Annotated in this window: 16 protein-coding genes; 12 read left to right on the top strand and 4 right to left on the bottom strand. The window is 55.4% G+C overall.

The features are described from left to right. Positions 1–45: 45 nt before the first annotated feature. Entirely contained in the window at positions 46–4,275 is a 4,230-nt protein-coding gene (locus tag WG31_RS05930) for a translocation/assembly module TamB domain-containing protein (RefSeq protein ID WP_063353927.1), read from the bottom strand. Next, the gene (locus WG31_RS05925) at positions 4,275–6,203 is read right to left on the bottom strand and encodes an autotransporter assembly complex protein TamA (RefSeq protein WP_063353926.1); all 1,929 of its coding nucleotides are present in this window, start codon (positions 6,201–6,203) and stop codon (positions 4,275–4,277) included. The genes WG31_RS05930 and WG31_RS05925 overlap by 1 nt, the downstream gene beginning before the upstream one ends. A 254-nt stretch (positions 6,204–6,457) precedes the next feature. Here WG31_RS05925 and WG31_RS05920 point away from each other — a divergent pair, with 254 nt between their 5' ends. The 8 genes from WG31_RS05920 (at position 6,458) to WG31_RS05885 (ending at position 17,709) form a co-directional block, all read left to right on the top strand. Further along, on the top strand, positions 6,458–7,549 hold the full coding sequence (locus tag WG31_RS05920; protein ID WP_063353925.1) for a lysophospholipid acyltransferase family protein: 1,092 nt from the start codon (positions 6,458–6,460) through the stop codon (positions 7,547–7,549). 171 nt (positions 7,550–7,720) lie between these two features. Next, positions 7,721–9,139 carry a tRNA (N6-isopentenyl adenosine(37)-C2)-methylthiotransferase MiaB gene (miaB, locus tag WG31_RS05915; protein ID WP_006115158.1) on the top strand — a complete coding sequence of 473 codons (1,419 nt, stop codon included), beginning with the start codon at positions 7,721–7,723 and terminating at the stop codon, positions 9,137–9,139. Then, on the top strand, positions 9,124–10,221 hold the full coding sequence (locus WG31_RS05910; RefSeq protein WP_209439373.1) for a PhoH family protein: 1,098 nt from the start codon (positions 9,124–9,126) through the stop codon (positions 10,219–10,221). The genes miaB and WG31_RS05910 overlap by 16 nt, the downstream gene beginning before the upstream one ends. A 16-nt stretch (positions 10,222–10,237) precedes the next feature. Next, positions 10,238–10,744 carry an rRNA maturation RNase YbeY gene (gene ybeY, locus WG31_RS05905; protein WP_063354889.1) on the top strand — a complete coding sequence of 169 codons (507 nt, stop codon included), beginning with the start codon at positions 10,238–10,240 and terminating at the stop codon, positions 10,742–10,744. Continuing rightward, a complete protein-coding gene (locus WG31_RS05900) occupies positions 10,741–11,685 on the top strand; it encodes a hemolysin family protein (RefSeq protein ID WP_035351492.1) in 945 nt (314 codons plus the stop codon). The genes ybeY and WG31_RS05900 overlap by 4 nt, the downstream gene beginning before the upstream one ends. A gap of 71 nt (positions 11,686–11,756) precedes the next feature. Then, positions 11,757–12,377 (top strand): thioredoxin domain-containing protein, encoded by a 621-nt coding sequence (locus WG31_RS05895; protein ID WP_063353924.1) that lies wholly within the window; start codon positions 11,757–11,759, stop codon positions 12,375–12,377. A 39-nt stretch (positions 12,378–12,416) separates the two neighbouring features. Next, positions 12,417–16,964 carry an AAA family ATPase gene (locus WG31_RS05890; protein ID WP_063353923.1) on the top strand — a complete coding sequence of 1,516 codons (4,548 nt, stop codon included), beginning with the start codon at positions 12,417–12,419 and terminating at the stop codon, positions 16,962–16,964. Then, positions 16,951–17,709, top strand: coding sequence for a hypothetical protein (locus tag WG31_RS05885; protein ID WP_035351494.1), 759 nt, complete (start codon positions 16,951–16,953; stop codon positions 17,707–17,709). Before WG31_RS05890 ends, WG31_RS05885 begins: the two co-directional genes overlap by 14 nt. An 85-nt stretch (positions 17,710–17,794) precedes the next feature. Here WG31_RS05885 and WG31_RS05880 read toward each other — a convergent pair whose 3' ends face one another. Beyond that, complete coding sequence (locus WG31_RS05880) at positions 17,795–19,312, bottom strand: acetyl-CoA hydrolase/transferase family protein (RefSeq protein WP_006115151.1); 1,518 nt, start codon at positions 19,310–19,312, stop codon at positions 17,795–17,797. Positions 19,313–19,618: 306 nt separating this feature from the next. Between WG31_RS05880 and WG31_RS05870 the strand changes: the two genes are divergently transcribed. From WG31_RS05870 to gltA, 4 genes are all read left to right on the top strand, one after another. Further along, the gene (locus tag WG31_RS05870; protein ID WP_063353922.1) at positions 19,619–20,350 is read left to right on the top strand and encodes a metallophosphoesterase; all 732 of its coding nucleotides are present in this window, start codon (positions 19,619–19,621) and stop codon (positions 20,348–20,350) included. A 66-nt stretch (positions 20,351–20,416) separates the two neighbouring features. After that, positions 20,417–20,746 (top strand): chorismate mutase, encoded by a 330-nt coding sequence (locus WG31_RS05865; protein WP_063353921.1) that lies wholly within the window; start codon positions 20,417–20,419, stop codon positions 20,744–20,746. Positions 20,747–20,755: 9 nt separating this feature from the next. After that, complete coding sequence (locus WG31_RS05860; protein ID WP_063353920.1) at positions 20,756–21,280, top strand: SixA phosphatase family protein; 525 nt, start codon at positions 20,756–20,758, stop codon at positions 21,278–21,280. Positions 21,281–21,432: 152 nt separating this feature from the next. After that, positions 21,433–22,743, top strand: coding sequence for a citrate synthase (gene gltA, locus WG31_RS05855; protein ID WP_035351757.1), 1,311 nt, complete (start codon positions 21,433–21,435; stop codon positions 22,741–22,743). 162 nt (positions 22,744–22,905) lie between these two features. Here gltA and WG31_RS05850 read toward each other — a convergent pair whose 3' ends face one another. Then, a complete protein-coding gene (locus WG31_RS05850) occupies positions 22,906–23,145 on the bottom strand; it encodes a hypothetical protein (protein WP_003622965.1) in 240 nt (79 codons plus the stop codon). Positions 23,146–23,284: the final 139 nt, after the last annotated feature.

Raw genomic sequence — 23,284 nt, 5'->3', positions numbered from 1 at the left:
TGAGGCGCTTGTGAGAAAAAGCGCCTCAAATATGCGCCTGAATGCTTAATAACGGTACTGCCACAGCAGCCCGACACTACTGCCCGGATCGTTTTCCGGGGTGGTAAAGCCTGTTACGGTGCCGCCTGTGCCCACGGTTGTGTTCAGCTTGAGATGTTTTGTCAGGTCAACCTGCACCTGTGCCTGTGTGCCAGAACCAGAAGTGGCCTGCTTAGCACCTACATAAACACCTTTCATCACATATTTACCGGCCTCAACACTGGTACCGCCATTCCCCACACCAGAACCGCCGCCAATAGCCAAACGATCCAGATGCAAGGTTTTACGGATAGTGCCCATTGGGTCAAACGGTGTAAGCCCTGTAAGAGTGGCAAGTGCCGTGCCCAATTCCACCATCTGCGTGGAGGAGAGAGAGTGCGCATCCGTGCCAAACAGCAGCATGGCCAACACCTGATCCTGCGGCAGCGGCGGCATGGATTCAAACGTAATCTTGGGCGCGCTGGCATACCCGCCCACCTTCAGCATAGCCGTTTGGCCCTGCACGGCACGGTCGGCCTCAAAATCCAACGTGGGGTCCATTTTATGGCCAACGCCAGAGCCATTGAAAGCCACCCGCCCCTTGGTGAAGTTAAGTGAAATACCAGCCAGATCAAAGTTACCACGCTTGAGATCAAACCCTCCGCTAACCTGCGGAGCCTGCGTTGTGCCGCCAACTTTCAACTTGCCAGCCATTTCTGCATCCAAGCCATGCCCACGCACAAAGAACTTGCCCGGAGATGTCACGCTCAGGTTCAGCCCGATCACCGCGGCCTTGGTGCTTTCTACTTTGGCGGCTTCCGCCTGCTTTTGCTCATCACCGGGGCGCACAACATCAAGCCGCGCTACGGATGACGGCAAGGAATTGGGAATGTTAATTTCCACACGCCGCAAATCCACTGTGCCATCAACATCCATGCGGGTTTGCACCTGCCCTTTTACGGCAATATCCGCGTTCATCACCGCTGTTAGCAGATCACTGGAAATGGGCCGGGCATCATGGGCCTGCAAACGAATATCCAGCGGCATACCGGGGGAGCCAATGCCCACAAAGCCGGTGACGCCCAAATTGCCATCACCAGCCTTGGCCGTAAGGTTCTGAATAACGATCTTGTCGTTCTCGCCCACCACGCGGCCATTGATATTGGCCAGATGGAAGCCTTGGGCAAAATCCTGCACATCGGCATCGCGCAGATCCACCGTACCCGTTACACGGGGGGAAGACATGGAGCCCGCAACCAGCAGCGCCATTTGGGCTTGCCCCATGGCCTGCCGCGCCTGCGCGCCCAGAATGCCATTGGCAATGCTTAAATCCAGATTGCCATTTACGCGCAGGTTCATTGGCCCGGTTTTGTTCAGCGGGGCCGTGCCAGCCACATTCACGTTCAGCTTGGGCCCCGCACCTGCCGCCACCTGCACCTTGGCAGAACTACCAGCCAGATTGGCGGCGGCATCTAGATGCAATGGCGGAATGGAAGCCGCAGCAGAACTGCCAGCCATACGCAAATCACGCCCGGTAAGCTTAACCTGCCCTTGCGGTGCATTTAACGTGCCCGCCACCTTGGCCTGAACGGAAACCGTGCCAGATGCCTTGAAATCTGGCGCAAACGGGTGTGCCAACGCAGGCGTAAGATTACGAATATCCGCCGTAACAGCCAAAGAAGGCTTGATCTTGCCTGCAACATCAATGGTAGCAGGCTGGCTGCCTGCCGTTACCAACGTGGCCCGCAGCCGATCAACCCCCATAGTCTCCCCAAACGAGACCAATGCAGGTGCCAAAAGGCGCAATGTTTCCTGCTTGGCCGTGGCATTCAGGCGCTGCACTTTCACCTGTTTGGCAGGCAGGTTTAACAGGGCTGCGGTATCCAGCATCAAAGGGCTGCCAGACCAGCTTGCTGGGCCCACCTGCGCGGTGAGCGCCACAGCGTTATCCGGCCCCTTGGCACTCAGACGCGCCTGCCCGGTTACGCCAGAAGCAGAAAGCCCCCCCAGTTTAAGCGTAAGATCAGCATTGGGATGAGCCGCTGGATCTTTTACCGTACCAGCTAAAGCCAGAGAGCCAATTTTTACGCTGGGCATAGCCACGTTGCCATCCAGCTTAAGGGCAACCTGAGGTGTATCCGCCACCTGCGTAGTTTTAACAGAAGCTGCCAGCGCGCCAGAGATAGCCTGCCCAATAAGCGGACGAAAATCTGCCAAGCGCCCCACCTTCAGATCCAGCGTGCCCAGAGGCACCACCTCACCTGTAGGAAGAGAAAGCTGCCCCTGCCCGGCCACGCTGTTCCATGACAGTTTGCGAATATCAACCTGCCTGTCACCCTGCGCGCTTTGGGCCAAAGCCACATCCAACACCAATGGGGCGCGGTTAAGCGTGCCATTTGCCTGCACCGTGCCTTCTGGCGCAGTTGGCAAGTGCTGCACATTGGCATCCAGCGCTATGGGGCCGCGTGGCATGGTGGCGGTACCGGGGTCTCCCTTCGCATGCAGGGTGGCTGTAAAATCCTGCATCGGGCCTTTGGCCTGCAAGGCCAGCGTGAGCGCCCCACGCAAGGAGGGTAACGCCCGCGCCAGATCTGTCAGCCCCAGATCAAACGCCAGATCCATATCGCGGCCCGTGTTTACCTGCCCGCCTCCTTTAAGATTAAGGGCGCGGCCATCCACACTGAAGTTTTGCAGGTCAATCTGTTTAGCCGCTGGTAGCTTATCCTGCGCAGGCAAGGGCCGCATGGTGGCTGTAAGGGCAAACTTACCGTCCGGCCCGATCAGCCCGGCTGCCTGAGGCTGCCCCCCTGTAATAGCCAGCGTGCCATCTGCTGTAAGGTGCGTATCTCCCTCCGGCTTTGCCGGAAGGTCAAACTGTGCGTTCATGCCCGCATGACCGCGCAAAGGCGTACCGGCCATTTCACCAAACGGTAGCAAATCGGGCAGCTTTAACGCTACCGTGCCACGCTGTGGCGCAGCAGACTGCACATTGCCAGAAAGATTCAGCAAAGGATGAGACAGCGTAAAAGCCAGCGGTTTGCCGGGCTTTTGTGGCTCTAACTGCGCATCAAGCTGCAACGGCGCAGATGCCAGCAATGTTGGCGCTTTGCCCGGCAGGCGCACGCCATCTGCTGTTGCCACCACATGCAACAGATTGGCCATATCGGCACTGCCATTCTCACCTGAGAACTGAACTTTCAGCGTGCCCACACCTGCGCCAGATGCAGCAAGCTGATCAACCTGCACCTGCGCTGTGCCCAGCGGTGCTGCCATTTTACCATGCAACTGCGCCCCTAAATGGATGCCCCCCCACGCCAGATCGGGCGAGAGAGACATGGCGGGGGCATCTACTCCGGCATTCAGGTTACCAAGCTTTTCAGCCAGCAAATCCAGCACGCCATCTGCATGGGCTTTTATATCGCCAGCAGAAGCAGCAAAACCAAGCACAGCGGCCGAAGGAGGGCCATTGATATCCAGCTTAAGCGCCAGAGGCACCAGTTGCGGCATTTTAAGGCGCGTGGCGGCAAAACCATCTGTGCCCTCGCTGGCATCCAGATGCAGGCCCAGCTTACCTTTGCTGGTGGTGGTTGCCAGATCAATCTGTCCGGCGGCATCCAGCCTTTTCAGATGCAGCGCAATATCCGCACCCGGCAAAGAAGGTAGACTTAACCCATTGATAACCGGATCAATATTGGATAACTGACCGCGCCCAGCCAAGGAAAAACTTGCCGAAGAACCCGCAAGCGCAGCCCCCACGTTAATACGCCCCACTGCAAGTTTGCGAATATCCACCCCCAGATGGAGCGCAGAAGGTGAGCTTTTGGAAGGCGTGGCTGGCTTGGCCGGATCAGACACAGGCAGGCGCGGAATATCCAGCTCATCTGCCGTAACGGCATAAATACGCGCTGTGCGCCCAATTATTGCCAGAGGTGACCAATTAAGCGCCACGTTATGCAGCGTAAGCCAAGCACCCTGCTTATCGTGAATTTCCAGCGTATCCAGCCGGAAGTTATCGGGGAAACGCCCAGACATGCCCGAAAGCCCGATCATCCCGCCCGTAAGGGAGGATGTCTGGTGCATGAGCATTTTGCGGCCCGGCCCGGTATTGGCCCCCACCAGCAAAACAGCTACGGCAAGGCCCGTTATGCCAAGCAGAGAACCACCGGTTATAAGGGCAACACGCCCTACACGCCGCCACAGTGGGCGTGCAGGTTTATCTGGTGTGCGTGGCAAAATGGGTTCTGGCATATCGGCCATTAGAATGTCTCCCCAAGGCCGATATACAGATCCCACTTATCACCACGTGGGGCGCGGTTAAGAGGTACGGCAACATCCAGCCGGATGGGGCCAATAGGCGTATAATAACGCACACCCCCACCAGCACCCACGCGCAGCTTGCCCGTAAAGGGCAAACTGCTGCTGCCAACCTGACCGGCATCTATAAAACCGGCCATGCCTACGTTGCCTATAATTCTTTGGCGAAATTCTGCACTTCCTGCATCTAGCGAGGTTCCGCCAATAGCATAGCGCGTATTTTTATACTGCGGCCCCACACCCTGCCAGCGAAAGCCTCTTACTGTAGAACTGCCCCCAGCATATAGGCGTTGATCTGGCGGAATATCCCACGTGCTGGCGCCCTGAATACTGCCAACCATGCCACGAAACGCCAGAACACTATTGCCGGGCTTGCTGATGCCCAGATGGTGCAGATCAAAGTATGTAGAGGCCGTGCCGTTCAGAATGGCAAAAAACGAGGTGCCGCTGCCCTTATTCCCCAAGGAAACGGATGGCGTAATGCTCATGCTGGCGCGTACGCCGTGTGTTGCGGGTTCGATAGGGTTTCCAACGCCTGTGTTGTCAAACATGACGGAAAGTGGCGCAGAAATAATGGTGTAATCCCGCGTGACACCAAACTGCTCGATCTTTTCCTGCTCTGCCATCAACCCAAAGCTGCCGTTCCAGTTTTTAGCCAGCGGGCGTGTAATGCCGCCACGGATCAAAAATGCCGTTTGCCGGTAAGACCAGAACAACTGCCGCAGCCCTTCAATACGCGCACTTAGATTCTGATTGCGTTCCAGAAAATCGGGTTTGAAGAAATCTGCATACACATCATACCCCAAGCCTTGCTGGGCCGAGCCACCAAGCCCGGTAATAAGAGCTGTCAGCCGCAAACGCTCTGCATTGCCCAGCAGGTTATAATGTGTCCATGATCCACCAGCACGCGCGCCCAAATCTGTGGAATATCCGCCCTCTGCCCCCACGGAATGCCGCTTGGCTTCCTTAAAGCTGAAATCCAGCGGCATGGTACCATCTACCGCATAGGTGGAGGCATCCTGCACTGTTACGTTCGAAAACACCCCAACGGAGGCCAGATCCTGCCGCGCGTTTTCAATTTTAGAAGGCTGATAAAGCTGGCCTTCTTGCACTGTCATACGGCGGCGCACGAATTTTTCGTGCACCTGTTTCAGACCGGTTGTGTCTATCTTACCAATATTTAGCACCGGGCCTGGCGTGACCGGGTAGGTAATATTCAGCGTATGCGTAGTGGGTTCCAGAAAAGCCTTGGGCTTTTCCACTGTCGCCAGGGCGTGCCCATCTTCCCGCAGGGCGTCCATCAGGTTGCTGCCACCATCCAGCACGCTTTTGGCAACGGCTGGCTGGCCCGATGCAAGGCCAAAGGCTTTTTTCTGGGCATCTGTTAAAATAGGTGGTTTGCCAGTTTTACCATCCACCAGCGTAACGGTGCCCAGATGAAACAGTGGGCCTTTATCTACCTTCACCTCAGCCTGAATCTTTTCACCCGTCGGCACGGATTCGATCCATTGAGAAAGGGCGGGAGACATCCCGTCCATCTTCACGGCATCCTTGCCGCCATTCCGGCTGAGGGTGATATGCACTGTACCGGCGTAATAACCACAGCTTTCCAGCGCCGTGCGTAGGCGGTCATATTCATTCCGCACACGCCCGGCCAACGCAAATGGCCCCACCGCATGCGTGGACTGGAGAGACTGCAGATCAGATGAGCTTTTAATAGCCGTATCCAAATCCGCCTCTCCGGTCGGCACCAGTTTGGTGGTGTAAGGCTGTGGATCTGCCGCCCAAGACCAAGACAGGCAGGACGATGCCCCCCACAGGGCGGCGCCAGCCAGAACACGATTCGCGGTGAGAGCAAGCCTGTTCAGCATGTTATTCTTGCGTGTCCTCACCGATAATCTGCCTGCCACCTATTTGCGGAAGTTCTGCTTACAAACCCTTTTATGCACATACCATGACAAAAATACGGTGCCGAAGCCGAAAACAGCTTCTGTTGCGCATAAATTGGGAGATGGATTGTCCCGCCAGCTAAAATCGCGGTAAGAGAGCGCATGCTTTTTCATTCCATCTGCGCCGCTGCCGGGCGCGTTTGTCCGACAGAGCTGTGTCTGGCAGAAATGAAACGATGACACCACGCCCGTCTGATCAAACCCATCCCCCTTATGCTTCCCCCAAAAAGAAGCCCAATGGCCTTTCCCCCTTACCTGCATGGGTGGAAGCTTATTTCCGCCGCACGGCAGATTTAAGGGCAGCCCTGCGCCTTGGTGCGCTGGTTGTCTGGGTGCCGCTATCTGTGGGTTTTGAAGCGTGCCTGCTGCTTGTGCCCGGCACGCCAAAAATCCGCTGGACGCGGGTTATCTGGGGCGTGCTGTGCCGTATTATCGGGTTGCAGATCCATGTTGTGGGGCAACGTGTGGGCACAGTGGGCGGCCTAAAAGCCCGCCAGCGGGGGGAACGCCCTGTTATCTATATTTGCAACCACATGTCTTGGTTGGATGTGCCTGTGCTGGGCACCATCCTTCCCTCCGTATTTGTGGCCAAGGGCGATATTGAAAAATGGCCCATCATGGGGTTGGTCTCACAAATCGGGCGCACCATTTTTGTCAGCCGCCAGCGCAGCACCACAGGCCGTGAACGTGATGAAATGATCCGCCGCATGGTGGAGGGGGATAATCTGGTATTGTTCCCTGAAGGTACATCATCAGATGGCTCCCGCGTGTTGCCGTTTATGTCCGCCTTTTTTGCCATCGCAAAATTGCCACGCCTGAAGGAAGGCATGGATAAAAGCCTGCTGCCCATAACGTTTGAAGCAGGCATGACGCCCCTTATCCAGCCCGTATCCCTTGTATATGACCGGCTGGAAGACCTGCCCATTTCCCGCCTCCGCCGCCCCGTGTTTTCATGGTACGGAGATATGGATCTTGGCCCCCATGTATGGGCCTTGCTGAAATGGAAGCGTTCCCGCGCAACTGTGTTGCTGCACGAACCGCTAGACCCAGATATGTTCCCCAGCCGCAAGGCTTTGGCACAGGCGGCATGGAAAGCCGTATCCATAGGGGCGGCAGAACTGCGCCAGAACCGTAAACCTACGGTTATCAAAGGCCGGTTTAACCCAGCCACTCTGCCTGCCAATTTTCTGCCGCCTTCTGTCAAGAAAGCCAAAAGGATACTTGACAGAACCGCCTGCTTTTTTGCTTCAATACGTATAAGACTTTAGGCAACAAACTAGGTGGCTGTTGCAAGCCACCAAACCCATAAGGAACATTCGGTCTGTTAACCGCCAGAATACTTTTTGGCCGTTCTTACCTTTCCACTATTCTCGCCTTGGTGAGAAAAGAGGCTTGACCTGCACGCGCTCTGGCCCGATTTCCTCCACCTGCCGCATGGAATGGGCCTGCGGCATAGCGGAGCGCCTGCCATCATGACCGGAACCCCAGCCAACACATCCCCTGCTCGTGGCCTGCACGTTATTACGTGGGGTTGCCAGATGAATGTGTATGATAGTGCACGTATGGGGGATGTTCTGCGGCCACTTGGCTATCAGCCTGTTGCCACGCCAGATGCAGCGGACATGATTATCCTGAACACCTGCCACATTAGAGATAGAGCGGCAGAAAAAGTGTTTTCAGAACTCGGTCGCCTGCGCAAGATCAAGGAAGCGCGGGAAACCGCCGGGCAGCAAACCATTATTGCCGTAGCCGGATGCGTAGCACAGGCAGAAGGACAGGAAATTCTGGCCCGCGCGCCATATGTGGATATTGTTCTGGGCCCGCAAACCTATCACCGTCTGCCAGAAATGGTGGCCCGTGCGGCCCGTGCAGGTGGCGCGGTTATTGAAACGGACTTTCCGGCAGAGCAGAAATTCGATTTTCTGCCAGAATCCGAAGCCCCGCAGACCGCAGGAAATTACACGGCTTTCCTTACCATTCAGGAAGGGTGCGATAAATTCTGCTCCTTCTGTGTGGTACCTTACACACGCGGGGCAGAAAGCAGCCGCCCAGTGCTTTCCGTGCTGGCAGAAGCACGCCGTATGGTGGAAAGCGGTGTAAAGGATATCTGCCTGCTAGGGCAGAACGTAAATGCCTATCATGGTGAAGGCCCGGATGGCTCCACATGGGGCTTGCCGCAACTGGCATATGAGCTTGCCAAGCTGCCCGGCCTTTCCCGCATCCGTTACATGACATCCCACCCGCGAGACATGGATGATGCGCTGATAGCCGCCCACCGTGATCTGCCGGAGTTGATGCCGTTCCTGCATCTGCCGGTTCAGGCTGGGTCTGACCGTATTCTGCGTGCCATGAACCGTGGCCATACAGCAGATGAGTATCGGGATATCGTGCGCCGCCTGCGTGAAGCACGGCCCGATCTGGCTCTTTCATCCGATTTCATTGTGGGCCACCCCGGTGAAACGGATGAGGATTTTGAAGCCACCATGCAGCTTGTGCGTGATGTGGGCTTTGCTTTGGCTTATTCCTTCAAATACTCCCCACGCCCCGGCACCCCTGCCGCTGGCGCTGGCATGCAGGTGCCAGAGGATGTGAAGGATGCCCGCTTGCAAGCTTTGCAGGCCCTGCTGCGTGAACAGCAGGATGCCTTTAATGCAACACTTGTGGGCAAAACCATTCCTGTTCTGTTTACCTCAGAAGGACGGAAACCGGGCCAGATAGCCGGGCGTTCTCCGTGGTTGCAGCCTGTGCATGTTTCTGGGCCCAAGCATCTGATTGGCAAGGAACTGCCCGTGCGTATTGTTGAACGCCTGACCAACTCCCTGTCCGGCGTTTTAGAAGAGGAGTGTGTGTCCGCTTGAGTAGCACGCGTATTTCCGCCTCACCCCGCATGGCAGCAGAAATGCCCCATGCCTCTGCTACCCTACAGTTTGAAGATAACACCCTTCTGGCGCGCCTTGTGGGAGACCACGATAAGCACTTACGCTGCTTGGAAGAAGGTTTGGAAGTGGAGGTTGCCCGGCGTGGCAACCGCATTTCCATTCAAGGTGAGCCTGAACAAACAGCCCGCACGCGTGCGGTGCTTGGCGTGCTGTACCAAAAACTGGCAGCAGGCGAAAACGTGGATATCAGCAGCATAGAGGCCGCCATACGCATGTCCCGCCCGCCCCAAAACACCACCAGCATTCTCCCCAACGCGCCACAAACCGCCCCGGAATTGGAAGGGGATCTCCCCCTTATCCGTATGCGGCATGGCAATATCGAACCCCGCTCCCCCGGTCAGGCCGCATATATGAAAGCACTGGCCAAAAAGGAACTGGTGTTTGGCATTGGCCCAGCAGGCACGGGCAAAACCTATCTGGCCGTGGCGCAGGCGGTGGCCATGTTGCAGGCTGGCTCCATTGATCGGATCATTCTTTCCCGCCCGGCTGTGGAAGCGGGTGAGCGGCTGGGTTTTCTGCCCGGAGATATGAAAGACAAAATCGACCCCTACCTGCGCCCACTGTACGACGCCCTTTACGATATGCTGCCAGGGGATCAGGTCGTGCGCCGTATGGCTTCAGGGGATATTGAGGTGGCTCCGCTGGCCTTTATGCGCGGGCGCACGCTTTCTCATGCCTTTGTTATTCTGGATGAAGCCCAGAACACCACCATTGCACAGATGAAGATGTTTCTTACCCGCCTTGGCCCCGGCTCTCGCATGGTGGTTACGGGCGATCTTACGCAGATTGATCTGCCAGCAGGCACCACCTCCGGCCTACGTGATGCCGTAGAAACGCTTGAAAACGTAAAAGGAATTACTATTTCCCGCTTTGATTCAACAGATGTGGTGCGGCATAAGCTAGTCGCCCGCATTATTGAAGCCTATGATGCAAAGGCGACGGCTGTAAGGGATCCCTCCCATAGCAAGGGCCGTCAGGAGAAAAATGGAACCGCCAAGTAGCCCCGCCCATATCCCTATGCAGGATATGGATGCCCCAGAAAAAAGCCTGCCTTTTCAGGCTGTTTTTTCCGATGAGCAGAACGAAGGCCCTGAAATCCTTATCCGGGATAGGCGCTGGCGCTCTTATGTGCATAACCCGGAACAGTTGGTATGGCGCGCCTTGGCCGCTTGCTCAGAATATGGCGGCCTGCCCGATACTGTTGTTTTGGCAACAGATCGGGAGGTGCGAGAACTGAATGGCCGCCACCGTGGCAAGCAGCGCCCGACCAATGTGCTAACATTTGAACCTCCGCCCGGCATTAACGGCGGAGACATTATTCTGGCGCTGGAAACCATGGTGCGTGAAGCCCGCAAAGCTGGCAAACCTGTTGCAGACCATCTTGCGCATTTGGTCATCCACGGCAGCCTTCATCTGGCTGGGTATGACCACCACCATCCTGGTGAAGCGCGCGAAATGGAAATGCTGGAATCCCGCCTGCTTTCGCGGCTCAGGGTTCCCAACCCTTGGAAACCCCGATCATGAGCGAACACGATTCCTCTTCAGACAAGCAGGAAGCCAATAGTCGCGGCCTGTTTTCCTTTTTCCACCGAAAAAAACATCAGACAGACCTGCGCAGCTCCATTGCCGCGCTTGTGCAGCAGGCTGCGGATGAACCAGAAGACTCTGCGACAGGTGAAAAACCGGAGCTAGACAGGCAAGAACGCGCACTTATTGCCAACGTGCTGCGCCTGCGCAACATTTCTGCCGATGATGTGATGGTGCCACGCGCCGATATTGTGGCCATGCCGGTTTCCATCAGTCTGGACGAAGCATTGGCCATGATGCGGCGGGAAAACCATTCCCGCATGCCAGTTTATCGGGATCAGTTGGATGATATTGTAGGCATGATCCATGTGAAGGATCTGATTGCCTATGTTGGCACCAGCGAGGCCTTTAATCTGGAAGTGCTTTTGCGCCAGCCGCTGATGATTGCCCCCCAAATTCCGGTGCTGGATCTGCTGTTACAGATGCGCCAGCGCCAGACCCACATGGCGCTTGTGATTGATGAATACGGCGGCATTGATGGTTTGGTAACCATTGAAGATCTGATTGAAACCATTGTGGGTGACATTTCAGATGAGCATGATGAGCCTGCCATTGTCATGATCACCCCACGGCCTGATGGGTCTTTCGATATAGATGCACGCTGCCCGATTGAAGAGTTTGAAAAAACCATCGGCCCCATTCTGACCGAGAGTGAAAGAGAGGCTGAAATTGAAACCATTGGCGGCCTTGTGTTCCGCATGGCAGGGCATGTCCCTACCCGTGGTGAAGTGCTGACGCATGAAAATGGCTATCTCTTCCGCGTGCTAGATGCAGATGCCCGGCACATCCGCCGTGTGCGCGTGCGCAAGCTAACCGAACAGTCTGCAACACCTACTCTGGCGGAAACATCTGCTACTACGGATAAATCTGTGGGTTGACGGCAGAGCAAATCTGCCGTCATGCCTTTAACCGCTTATGATTTGCACCCATTAAGGGAGACCGGATTTCCATGTCTTTCACCCGCCGTTCCATTTTAGCTGCCGGAAGTCTGGCCGTTGCCTCCACTGCCCTGCGCGGTATCTCTGTAGCGGCAGATGCCACAGATACACGCTTCACCCCGCGTGAACTGGGCAACCCGAACGCCAAAATTGTTGTGGAAGAATGGTTCTCCCTTACCTGCATTCATTGTGCGCATTTTGCAGAAAACACCTTTCCGCAGGTGCAGAAAGAACTGATCGATACCGGGAAAATCCGCTACGTTTTTCATGATTTTCCCACAGATCAGCTCGCAACAGTTGCCGCCATGGTCGCCCGCACCCTGCCACCAGAACGGTATGAGCCTTTCTGCTCCTCCCTGCTTTCCAGCCTAGACCGCTGGGCCTACACCAAGGAAGGCAACCCGAAGGATGAGCTCAAGAAAATGGCCGCCTTTGCCGGTATGCCGGGCGATACATTTGAAAAAGCCATTGCTGATCAACAACTCATGCAATTCATTCTAAACCAGCAGACCGAAGCGCAGGACAAATTCCATTTTGATTCCACCCCCACTTTCCGCTTCAACAATAAAGAGCAGGTGTCCAGCGCGCTAACTTACGATGACTTTGCCAAATATTTGGCAAAAGCCAGCTAAGCTTACGCATGCTCTCCTAAGCCCGCGCGCCTTACCTGCATGACAGTTCGTTTTGTTCGTCTGCGCATTGTCGGATTCAAAAGCTTTGCGGATCCGGTAACGGTAGAAATCCTACCCGGGCTGACAGGTATTGTCGGCCCCAATGGGTGTGGCAAATCCAATGTGGTGGAAGCCCTGCGCTGGGTTATGGGCGAATCTTCTGCCCGTTCCCTCCGTGGGGGGGAAATGGATGACCTTATTTTTGCAGGCACCACAGGCCGCCCCGCCCGATCTTTAGCCGAAGTAACTGTTACGCTGGAAGGCACCAAGGGTTTTGGCCCTGCCGCCTTTGCAGATATGGACGAACTGCAAATTACCCGCCGGGCAGAACGCGGGTCTGGCAGTGATTACCGCATAAATGGTCGGCCCGTACGTGCGCGAGATGTGCAAACCCTATTTGCCGATCTGGCATCTGGCGCACGTTCTTCCGCCATGGTGAGCCAAGGCCGCGTGGCCATGCTGGTGGGCGCTCGACCAGAAGAACGCCGTACCATTTTGGAAGAAGCCGCAGGCATTACCGGCCTGCACGCCCGCAGGCATGAAGCAGAACTCAAGCTGCGTGCCACAGAATCCAACCTGACACGCGCAGAAGACCGCCGCCAGCAACTCTCAGACAGGCTGGATGGGCTAGCCGAACAATCGCGCGATGCCAGCCGCTACCGAGAGCTTTCTGCTGCGTTACGAGAAGCAGAAACAGAACTTCTGGCCGTATTACATGCACGTGCCCGGCTGGCTGTAGAACGCGCGATTGATAACGCCGCCCGCGCCCGCAAAGCCCTAACCGAACATGAGGAAGCTGCGGAAAGCGCGGTGGTTGCCGAGTTTGAAGCCAATAAGGTTTTGCCCGGAGCCAGAGAAAAAGCTGATGCAGCCCGCACCGCGCTGGAACGGTGCCGTGTGCTGGCCGAAGGCGTTGCACGGGAAGAAGAACGCGCCGCCACACAGGCCAATGATGCAGCAGAACGCCTAAAACAGCATGAAGCAGACGCAGACGCGGCCAAAACCCGGCTGGATGATGCCACTGCAACACTTGAACGCCTACAAGCTGAAAAAGCAGAAACAGAAGCCAACATTATCTCACTCCCTGCCCGCACGGCAGAGACAGAGGCAAAGCAACAGGCTCTTACAAAAGAACTGGCAGAAACAGAGCAGAAGCTCACCCAGTTAACCGCAGACCTGAACACCGCACGCGCCGCCCATGAACGTGCAGCAGAAAATCTAACAACCGCACAAAATCACCATGCCCGTATTGCGGCTGCATACACCGCATTACAGGCAGAATTGACATTACTAGAGCAGCAACTACCGGATTCTGAGGCCATTCAAGCGACACAAAAATCTGTCGAAGAAGCCCAAACCGCTTTTCAGAATGCCAAAACCACATTGGATGCGGCGGAGCGCACGCGATCTGAATGCAATGTGGCGCTTTCCGTTGCGCGCAATAATGCACAAGCAGCAGAACAAGCGCTCACCGAACTGCGGCGCACTCTGGAACAAGCACGCTCTCGGCTAGATTCTCTCAAGGCTGATCTCGCCCAAGCGGAAAAACGTCATGCCGATACGCTGGCCGCTTTGGTTGAAGAAAGCATCCGAACCCAGCTTAAGCAGGAAACCGAATCTGCCTTTCAAGCCGTGCACGCTGCCCGTGAAGCGCTGGAAAAAGCTGAAACAGAACGGCTAACCACCAATACAGCCCTAACTGATGCCAGCCGCGCCGCGCAGGAAGCTGAAGCCCAGCGCCGCAATGCAGAAAACAACCTGCGGGCTGCCGAATCCTCTTTCAAACGCGCAACGCAGGAAGCCCAAACCCTTACGCAAGCGCTGGAAAAGGCACAGGCAGACGCCCCGCCTGAAGATGCGCTCAAGCAAGCGCGGGAACAACGCGCCACACAAGAACAGGCCCTGCAAACAGTTGTGCAGGCGCTTGAAACAACAGAGCATAACCTGCAACACCATCGGCAGGAACAAACACAAACTCAGCAACAGCTTACCACTCTGCAAGCCGAACTCACCCGCCTGCGTGCGCAAGCTGAAGGCTTGGCCGAAGCACTGGGGAATGAGAAAGAAGCCTCGGCTGAGCCCATATCCGCTCAGATCACCGTTCCCGAGGAATACGAAGTTGCGCTGGCTGTAGCGCTTACAGATGGGTTGGACGCCCCCGCGGCAGACAATGCCCCGCACGGCTGGCATTTGCTAAAAGATGCCGCTACCGCACCTCTGCCCGGCAAAGCTGTTGCGCTTAAATCCGTTATTACGGCACCGCCAGAACTGAACAGAGTGCTGGCATATACTGGCGTTTTACCCGATGGCACAGATGGCACCAGCTTGCAGGCACAACTTTTGCCGGGGCAATGCTTGGTTTCTCGTGCCGGAGATTTATGGCGGTGGGATGGTTTTTACACCCGCGCGGGTGAACCCGATTCTTCTGCCCGCAGGCTGGCCCAACGCCGTATTCTGCGCGAAACCTCGGCCCGCATTGCGGAAATGGAACAGCATGTTCCGCAAACTGAGCAAAAAGCTGTAGCCGCCCGCGCCAATGTACAGGCCGGGGAAAAGCTAGCGCAGGAACAGCGCATAGAACGCAGTAAGCTAGAACAAAACCTGCAAAAAGCCCGTACGCAGGAATCTGAGCTGGAACGCCAGCACACATCGTTCCGGGCACGGTTAGATGCGCTGCGTCCACAGCAGGAACGCGCGCTTGCCGCCAAAACAGAAGCCGAATCTGCCTTGGCAACGGCCACAGCAGCACAACAGAATCTGCCCCCCGCTCACAGCTTTCAACAAGCCCTCGCTACCGCGCGGGAACAACATGCAGCCGCACAAAAAGCGGAGCAGGACTGCCGCACAGCCCTTAAACTGGCAGAACAGACCTTCCAACGTGCGCAGCAAAAGCAGACCCAAACAGAAAACCAGCACACAGCCGCCACAACGCGGCTGGAAACACTGGCGCCAGAACGCCTCCGCCTCCGCCAGAATCTGGAAGCTGAAGAAGCCAACGTTCTTGAACTTGAGCAGCGGTTAACATCTGCCCAAACAGAAAACGCCACAGCGGTGGCCCTGAAAGACGCACAAAACAATCTGGAACAGGCGCAACAGGCCTTTCAAACAGCCACATCCACCTTTGCCCAAGCCGAAAAAGCTGCTCAAGACACCATCCAACAGCAGCAAAAAATACAGGAGCAGGCCCTTACGCTGCGCAGCCGAATTGCCGCCCTAACCCCTCGGCTAAAAGAATTGCAGCAAGAACAGCAGGACTCCCAAGATAAACTCACAGCCGCCACACAAACAGAAGCCCAAACAGCCGCAGATCTGCCACAGGATGCCGAGGAAACACTCGCCCAGTTGCACACACAACGCGCAGCTCTTACCAGTCAGCTAGAAGCAACGCGTGAACTGCGCGCCACCCTTCAGGCCGAATCCTCAACGCTGGAAACACGCCTGACATCTCTTGTGGCCGCAGCAGAAGAATGGGGCCAACGCGCCACCACAGCGCGCACAGAAGCCGAGAACGCAGCCCAACGCGTGGAAACAGCACGTAATGAGCACACCAAGGTTTCAGAACTTCCGGCCGAAGCGCAACGCCAGAAACAGCAAACCCTTTCAGCACTAGAAGAAGCCGAAGCAGCCTATGCACAGGCAGATAAAATACGCGCTGAAGCCGAAGCTGCATTAAACGCCGCCAATGAACAACGCCGCCGTACAGAATCTGAGCTGAACACTGCGCGGGAAAACCTGCTAAAAGCCGATGCTAAAAGTGAGCAGGCACAGGCCATTCTGGATCAACTTTTGGCCGATACCCCTGCCCCGCCGCGTCAACCCACGGGGGATCTAACAGAAGCGGCTGAAAGCTCCCTACGCCGCAAAATCTCTCGCCTCACGCGTGAACGCGAGGATATGGGGCCAGTCAACCTGCGTGCAGAAATTGAAGCCGAAGAGGCATCTACCCAAGCGCGCACGCTGGCAGATGAGATTGCAGATCTAGAAGCCGCTATTAGCCGCTTGCGTGGTTCCATCGGCACACTAAATAAAGAAGGACGTGAACGGCTGATGGCCGTGTTTACGCAGGTGGATCACCACTTCCAGTCCTTGTTCACCCGCATGTTTGGCGGTGGGCGTGCGCATCTGGGGCTTGTGGGCAGTGATGATCCGCTGGAAGCAGGGCTGGAAATTTACGCCCAGCCACCGGGTAAAAAGCTTGCTACACTTTCCCTTCTCTCTGGGGGTGAACAAGCTTTAACCGCATTGTCATTGATTTTCGCGGTTTTCCGCTGTAACCCTGCACCAGTATGCGTTCTTGACGAAGTGGACGCACCGCTGGATGATGCCAATGTAGGCCGGTTTAGCGCCCTACTTGGTGATATGGTAACCGAAGCGGGAACCCGTTTTCTGGTGGTAACCCACCATCAGTTAACTATGGCCCATATGGATCACCTGTTTGGTGTCACCATGCAGGAGCGAGGCGTAAGCCGCGTGCTTTCAGTTGATCTGGCACGGGCTGCTTCCATGGCTGGCCAGAATGATAAGGAAGAACCGAATGTCGCATCCTGAAAAGGCGGCTGACATCTCTGTGCAACAGAGCAGCAAGTCTTCTCGTGGCTGCTTTAAAAAGATCGCTCTGGCTGTTGGGCTGTGCGTGGCCGTGGGCACAACACTGGTTGTGCAACACTCCAAGGCCTATGGCATTATGGCGCGCATCCATCATGGGCTGATTGTTTGCACACCGGGTACAGGGCTTGTAACCACCCCGGTTTCCACCTCCTCACCTCATAATGGCGTGCCCTCCATGCTACGGTTGGAACTTGCCAATGGGCCGGATGGCCGGATTATGGTGGAACCCGGCTCTAATGAACTAGAAGGCGTGCTGGCCTCTGCCCACCACTCCAACACACTGCTGATGCTGGATATCAACAGCGCCAGTGCCGATAATGTGGTAAAGCTGGTACGCAAAACCCGGATGCGGGATAGGGTTATTCTGGTGCCTTCAGATCATAAGGACACAGAAACCGTTCTGCATGCCGATTCCAAAATTATGGTGGCCATTCCCGTGCATTCCGAGCGCGATGCCTATGCTGCCCACAAACTGGCAGGCCACCATCCTTATGCCGCCTACCTTTCGCCTTCTGCCGCACCATATTTGTTTGCCCTGACACACCGCGATGCCGAAGCCATTATTACGGATAATCCGGACACACCCAAAAGCTCCACCAGTGAGTTTCTGGCTGAACGCCCTGTGGATATCATGATTACTCAACAGCCCACACAAATGGCTGATACAACCACCAATAAAAGCTAAGCGTAAAAAAGGCTTCTTCCCACCTCTGTTAAAGATGCAGGAAGAAGCCAGAAAAAAGAGGTAGCAAACCTACCTCTTCTTCTTTTTACGCAGGCATCATGGTGCCTGTTTCAATAAACCGCTGATGCCAGGAAAGGGCTTCCGTCAGCAAGTGTGGTGTATGCTTGCCAAAGGAGTTCTTGAGCGCACGGTCAAAGTAATCCTGCAACATGGGCCGGTAATCTGGGTGTGCGCACTTAGAAATAATTTCACGCGCACGCTGCACGGGTGAAAGCCCACGCAAATCTGCCAGACCCTGCTCGGTTACAAATATCTGCGCATCCTGCATGATGTGGTCCACATGCGCAGCCATAGGCACAATGGCAGAAATCTTGCCACCTTTGGCCGTGGAGGGAGACAGGAAGATGGATAGATAGGAACTGCGGGCAAAATCTCCCGAACCCCCAATACCATTCATCATCTTGGAACCCATCACGCGGGTAGAATTTACGTTGCCGTAAATATCTGCCTCAATCATGCCGTTCATGGCAATACAGCCCAAACGGCGGATAATGCCGGGGCTGTTGCTCACATCCTGCTGGCGCAGAATGATCTTGCTCCGGAAGAAATCCATACGGTTATTGATTTCTTCCGCCGCTTCCGGGCTGAGTGAAAAAGATGTGGCAGAGGCAATACGCATACGGCCAGAATCCAGCATGGCCAACATGCCATCCTGAATGACCTCACTATACCCGACCAAATTTTCAAACGGGCCTTCCTTCAGCCCTTCCAGCACGGCATTGGCCACATTGCCCACGCCAGACTGAAGCGGCAGAAGTGATGGCGGCAGCCGGTTCTGTTTGACTTCATGCCCAAAGAAATCAAGCAGGTAGCCTGCAATGGCCTTGGCTGTTTCATCCGGCGCAGCAAATGGGGCGTTTCTGTCCCTATCATTCGTGCGCACAATGGCAGCAATTTTGTCTGGGTTTACACGTAAAACCGTACCACCCACGCGCTGGTCTGCCCGTACAATCGGCACAATATCACGCGTTGGCGCACCGCTTACGTTGCCATCCCAGATATCATGAATGCCTTCCAGCGCCGGATTCTGCCATTCATTCACTTCAATAATGACTTTGTCAGCCAGATTGAGGAATGTCTGGGAGTTGCCGACAGAAGATGTGGGCACAATACCGCCATCTTCCGTAATCGCTGTAGCTTCCACCAGAGCAATGTTGAACTTGCCGTAATTGCCCTGAATGGCGCGGCCAGCTACCTGCCCCAGATGGTTATCAAAATATTCTGTCTCGCCCGAATTAATACGGTTGCGCATGGTGGCATCCGTATTGAACGGTGAGCGGAAATAAACCCCGTTGGCCTTTGCCAGTTCACCATCCAACTGTGGGCCGGTAGAGGCACCCGTAATCAGGCTGATCTGGTATTTCTCACCCCGATCATGCGCAGCCTCCATTCGGCGGGCCAGCGCCTTGGGTACTTCCTTGGGGTAGCCTGCACCAGTAAAACCACTGGTGCCCACCACATCACCGTGTTTAATCAACTCGGATGCGGTTTCTGCCGGACATACTTTACTGCGCAGCGCGACGTTCCGAATGCGCTCTGTCATGAGAGGGCTTCCTGTTCTTTTTCAAGCTGTTCCGAATTCCCGAAAGCACAGACCACCAAGAAGGCGCGGCTGCAACTGTTTGAAGCCGTTCCAGCACATTCTTCTACCTGTGGCATGTTATCCTTCCGTTTCAGGCTGTTTTTCAAAAACCCGATTGCCCGTATAACGTAAGCGCAAACAGATCGTGCTGGCGCGTCACATACTTGTGCACGATCTGGGGGCAAATGAAAAAAAACTTGCTGTTCCAGTTCCTGTTTGATCTCGAAAAGCCTACATGGAAGTAAGGAAATAACGGATTAAAACACCATGCTTGAACTGCTTCCCCCTGACGGAAACGTGAAAGATGCAATGCGAAACGGACTCCGCATTGTGGGGGACGTGCATGGAGATCTGGACGCTTTCCGCCATGCCGTTGCCACAGACCGCTTTGTGATTCAGCTAGGTGATCTCGTAGATTACGGGCCAGACAGCGCAGGCGTATTGCGGCTGATGTTGCAGGTCATGCACGAAAAACGGGGGCTGTTTTTAATTGGCAACCATGATCGCAAACTTGGCCGCGCCCTTATGGGCAAGCGTTTGCGCTCTACCCCTCATTTAGAAGAAACGCTGGCACAGCTTTACCAGCCAGAAAACACCGATGTGTTGCATGCCCTTTTGCCCGTGCTGGAAAACGCCCCGGCATGGCTGGTTATGGGCCAGACCGTTTTTGTGCACGGCGCATTTGACCCACGTATGCTGATGGAACCACCGCCGCCGCCGTTGGGCCGCGTTACCTATCTGCTTTCTCGCGCATTGTTTGGAGAAACAACAAATCGCATGCAGCCAGATGGATACCCCGAACGCACGCTGAATTGGGTAAACACCATTCCCGCAGGGTACACCATTTATTGCGGGCATGATCAGCGCTCCACCAATGGCTGCCCGCTGGCCATTCCGGGCCGTTCTGGCGGGCAGGCCATTTTTGTAGATACGGGTGCAGGCAAAGGGGGACATCTGGCATGGCTAGACCTGCCCCCACCTTTTGTGGAAAAAGCCTGAGCAGACTTTACCAACCACAGCGCATTTTACAGGCGCTGGTGCATATTCTGACAGAACCGGAACAGCATGACCGTGACAGACGACCAGTCCATCTCCCCCACTCAGGCCCTTCAGGACCTGCGCTGCAGCATAGACAACATCGATTCCGCCTTAGTTTCCATGCTGGCGGAACGCTTCCGTTGCACCAAGGCTGTGGGGGCACTTAAAGCACGCTACAACATGCCGCCAGCAGACCCAGCGCGTGAGGCCCTGCAGATTGCCCGCCTGCGCAAACTGGCAGAAGATGCGCATCTGGATCCGGATTTTGCTGAAAAGTTCCTGAACTTCATTATCCATGAAGTTATCCGGCACCATGAGGCCATCGCACGGCAAACAGCCGAAGCCCCCAAGGCATAAGGCCTACGCATGCGCCGCCTTGTTCTGCTTCGCCATGCTGAAGCAGCTTCCGCCCCGTTAGGAGATTTCAGCCCTGAAGCTGATATGAACCGTCCCCTTACACCTGCGGGGCAAGAGGCGGCACGGCGTTGCGGGCATTGGCTGGCAGCGCACAGCATTGTTCCTGATAGTATTATATGCAGCCCGGCCTTACGCACACGGCAGACATTGGCTGGGGCAGTTACGGCTCTCCCGCCCACTCTCCCTCCACCGGATTATTGTGCGGATATTTACGAAGCCACGCCCGAGGCTTTGTTGGCACACATTCAGCAGGTGCCTGATACAGCCCTTACCGTGCTGATGGTTGGGCATAATCCAGGTATTTCCTTATTAGCCCACCACTTAGATATGCAGGCCAGTGAACTGGACCAGGGATTCGCGCCGGGGGCTGTTGCCATTTTTGAAATGTACGGAAGCAACACATTGCCGGATATGACACACTGGCAAATGTGCGATGGCCAAAGCATGCATTTGCACACATTCGCGCGACCCTAACCCCAAAAAACTGTGGTTTTCCAAGCATACTCCGTTCCGATAACGCTTCGTTTATCGCCGGCAATCTTCCGGTTTCCTTTTGAATAGGTGACAAAGTGGAACGAGCAGGCCGCAGCAGCGACCGTGGCCCAAACATGCAAAAGGAAACACTAATGAGCGCGTCGCAGAAAGAAGGTAAGCTATCTACCGCTACCATTTCGGTTGGTGGGAAATCCGCCGAAATGCCTGTACTTTCAGGCACTCTGGGACCGGATGTTGTCGACATCCGCAAACTTCCGGCGCAACTGGGCGTTTTCACGTTTGACCCCGGTTACGGGGAAACAGCCGCCTGCAACAGCAAAATCACCTTTATTGATGGCGACAAGGGTGTTCTGCTGCACCGTGGCTACCCCATTGCCCAGCTAGCGGAAAATGCTTCCTATGAGGAAGTTATCTATCTGCTTCTGAATGGTGAACTGCCGAACAAAGCACAGTACGATACCTTCACCAACACCCTTACAAACCACACCCTGCTGCACGAGCAGATCCGCAACTTCTTTAACGGCTTCCGGCGTGATGCCCACCCCATGGCCATTCTGTGCGGCACGGTTGGGGCTTTGTCTGCCTTCTACCCAGACGCCAACGATATTGCCATTCCCGCCAACCGGGATCTGGCCGCCATGCGCCTGATTGCCAAAATCCCAACCATTGCAGCATGGGCATACAAATACACGCAGGGTGAAGCCTTCATCTATCCGCGGAATGATCTGAACTACGCAGAAAACTTCCTGTCCATGATGTTCGCGCGCATGTCCGAACCCTACAAGGTTAACCCTGTTCTGGCCCGCGCCATGAACCGGATTCTGATCCTGCATGCCGATCATGAACAGAATGCTTCCACCTCTACCGTGCGTCTGGCAGGTTCTACAGGCGCCAATCCGTTTGCCTGTATTGCCGCGGGCATTGCGGCCCTGTGGGGGCCTGCACATGGTGGCGCTAACGAAGCCGTGCTGAAAATGCTGGCTCGCATTGGCAAGAAAGAAAACATCCCTGCCTTTATCGCGCAGGTGAAGGACAAGAACAGCGGCGTAAAGCTGATGGGCTTTGGCCACCGCGTTTACAAAAACTTCGACCCACGTGCGAAGATTATGCAGCAGACCTGCCACGAAGTGCTGACAGAACTGGGCATTAAGGACGATCCGCTGCTTGATCTGGCTGTCGAGCTGGAAAAAATTGCCCTGAGCGATGATTACTTCGTGCAGCGCAAGCTCTACCCGAATGTGGATTTCTATTCCGGCATCATTCTCAAGGCCATGGGCATTCCCACCAGCATGTTCACCGTGCTGTTTGCCGTTGCCCGCACCACCGGCTGGGTCAGCCAGTGGAAGGAAATGATTGAAGAACCGGGCCAGCGTATCAGCCGCCCCCGCCAGCTTTATATTGGCGCACCACAGCGCGACTATACGCCTCTTGCCAAACGGTAAGATAGGTTAACCCAAAAAGCCGGTTTTCCTTATGGAAGACCGGCTTTTTGTTTGTGCTGTTCTTCAGCGCCACAAAGACACAAGCCACCACTTGGGCATAAAAAAACGCATGCCCTAACGGAACATGCGTCTGATTACATAGGGCTGTACGCCTTAGGTGCGTTAGTTGCAATCACACCCTTTGGTTGGCCCGGAATCCATGCGGACAACATGATGATCAATCCATTCGGACACAAGGCGGCGCGCCTCATTCACTGATGCTTCGGGGTGATGAATACGGTACAAGGTGGTGCAGGCATTAAATGCCGTAACATCCGCTGTCCCAACTTCGCGCAGTTCCTTGTAAGCCGTTATAACGGCCCGCTCACACTTGCGCGCGATACGATTAGCTTCGGCGGCCACGGCATATTCCTTAACTGATAATCAATCTTAACTGGGAATGATTAAACGCTACATCCACCATATAAGCAAGGTGCAAAAATCAATTCTGGGGCTTTTGAACATCACAAGTTTTTCACTCATACGCCGCCCACCTATTTAT

This window comes from Acetobacter oryzifermentans, assembly GCF_001628715.1.
Classification (GTDB): Bacteria; Pseudomonadota; Alphaproteobacteria; order Acetobacterales; family Acetobacteraceae; genus Acetobacter; species Acetobacter oryzifermentans.
The sequence above is the reverse complement of the archived record's forward strand: the minus strand, read 5'-3'. Positions and strand labels throughout refer to the sequence as shown.

Coding starts and splice junctions, on each gene's coding strand:
- WG31_RS05930 (WP_063353927.1), bottom strand. CDS start 4,275: ATGGCCGATATGCCAGAACCCATTTTGCCACGCACACCAGATAAACCT.
- WG31_RS05925 (WP_063353926.1), bottom strand. CDS start 6,203: ATGCTGAACAGGCTTGCTCTCACCGCGAATCGTGTTCTGGCTGGCGCC.
- WG31_RS05920 (WP_063353925.1), top strand. CDS start 6,458: ATGACACCACGCCCGTCTGATCAAACCCATCCCCCTTATGCTTCCCCC.
- miaB (WP_006115158.1), top strand. CDS start 7,721: ATGGGCCTGCGGCATAGCGGAGCGCCTGCCATCATGACCGGAACCCCA.
- ybeY (WP_063354889.1), top strand. CDS start 10,238: ATGCAGGATATGGATGCCCCAGAAAAAAGCCTGCCTTTTCAGGCTGTT.
- WG31_RS05900 (WP_035351492.1), top strand. CDS start 10,741: ATGAGCGAACACGATTCCTCTTCAGACAAGCAGGAAGCCAATAGTCGC.
- WG31_RS05895 (WP_063353924.1), top strand. CDS start 11,757: ATGTCTTTCACCCGCCGTTCCATTTTAGCTGCCGGAAGTCTGGCCGTT.
- WG31_RS05890 (WP_063353923.1), top strand. CDS start 12,417: ATGACAGTTCGTTTTGTTCGTCTGCGCATTGTCGGATTCAAAAGCTTT.
- WG31_RS05885 (WP_035351494.1), top strand. CDS start 16,951: ATGTCGCATCCTGAAAAGGCGGCTGACATCTCTGTGCAACAGAGCAGC.
- WG31_RS05880 (WP_006115151.1), bottom strand. CDS start 19,312: ATGACAGAGCGCATTCGGAACGTCGCGCTGCGCAGTAAAGTATGTCCG.
- WG31_RS05870 (WP_063353922.1), top strand. CDS start 19,619: ATGCTTGAACTGCTTCCCCCTGACGGAAACGTGAAAGATGCAATGCGA.
- WG31_RS05865 (WP_063353921.1), top strand. CDS start 20,417: ATGACCGTGACAGACGACCAGTCCATCTCCCCCACTCAGGCCCTTCAG.
- WG31_RS05860 (WP_063353920.1), top strand. CDS start 20,756: ATGCGCCGCCTTGTTCTGCTTCGCCATGCTGAAGCAGCTTCCGCCCCG.
- gltA (WP_035351757.1), top strand. CDS start 21,433: ATGAGCGCGTCGCAGAAAGAAGGTAAGCTATCTACCGCTACCATTTCG.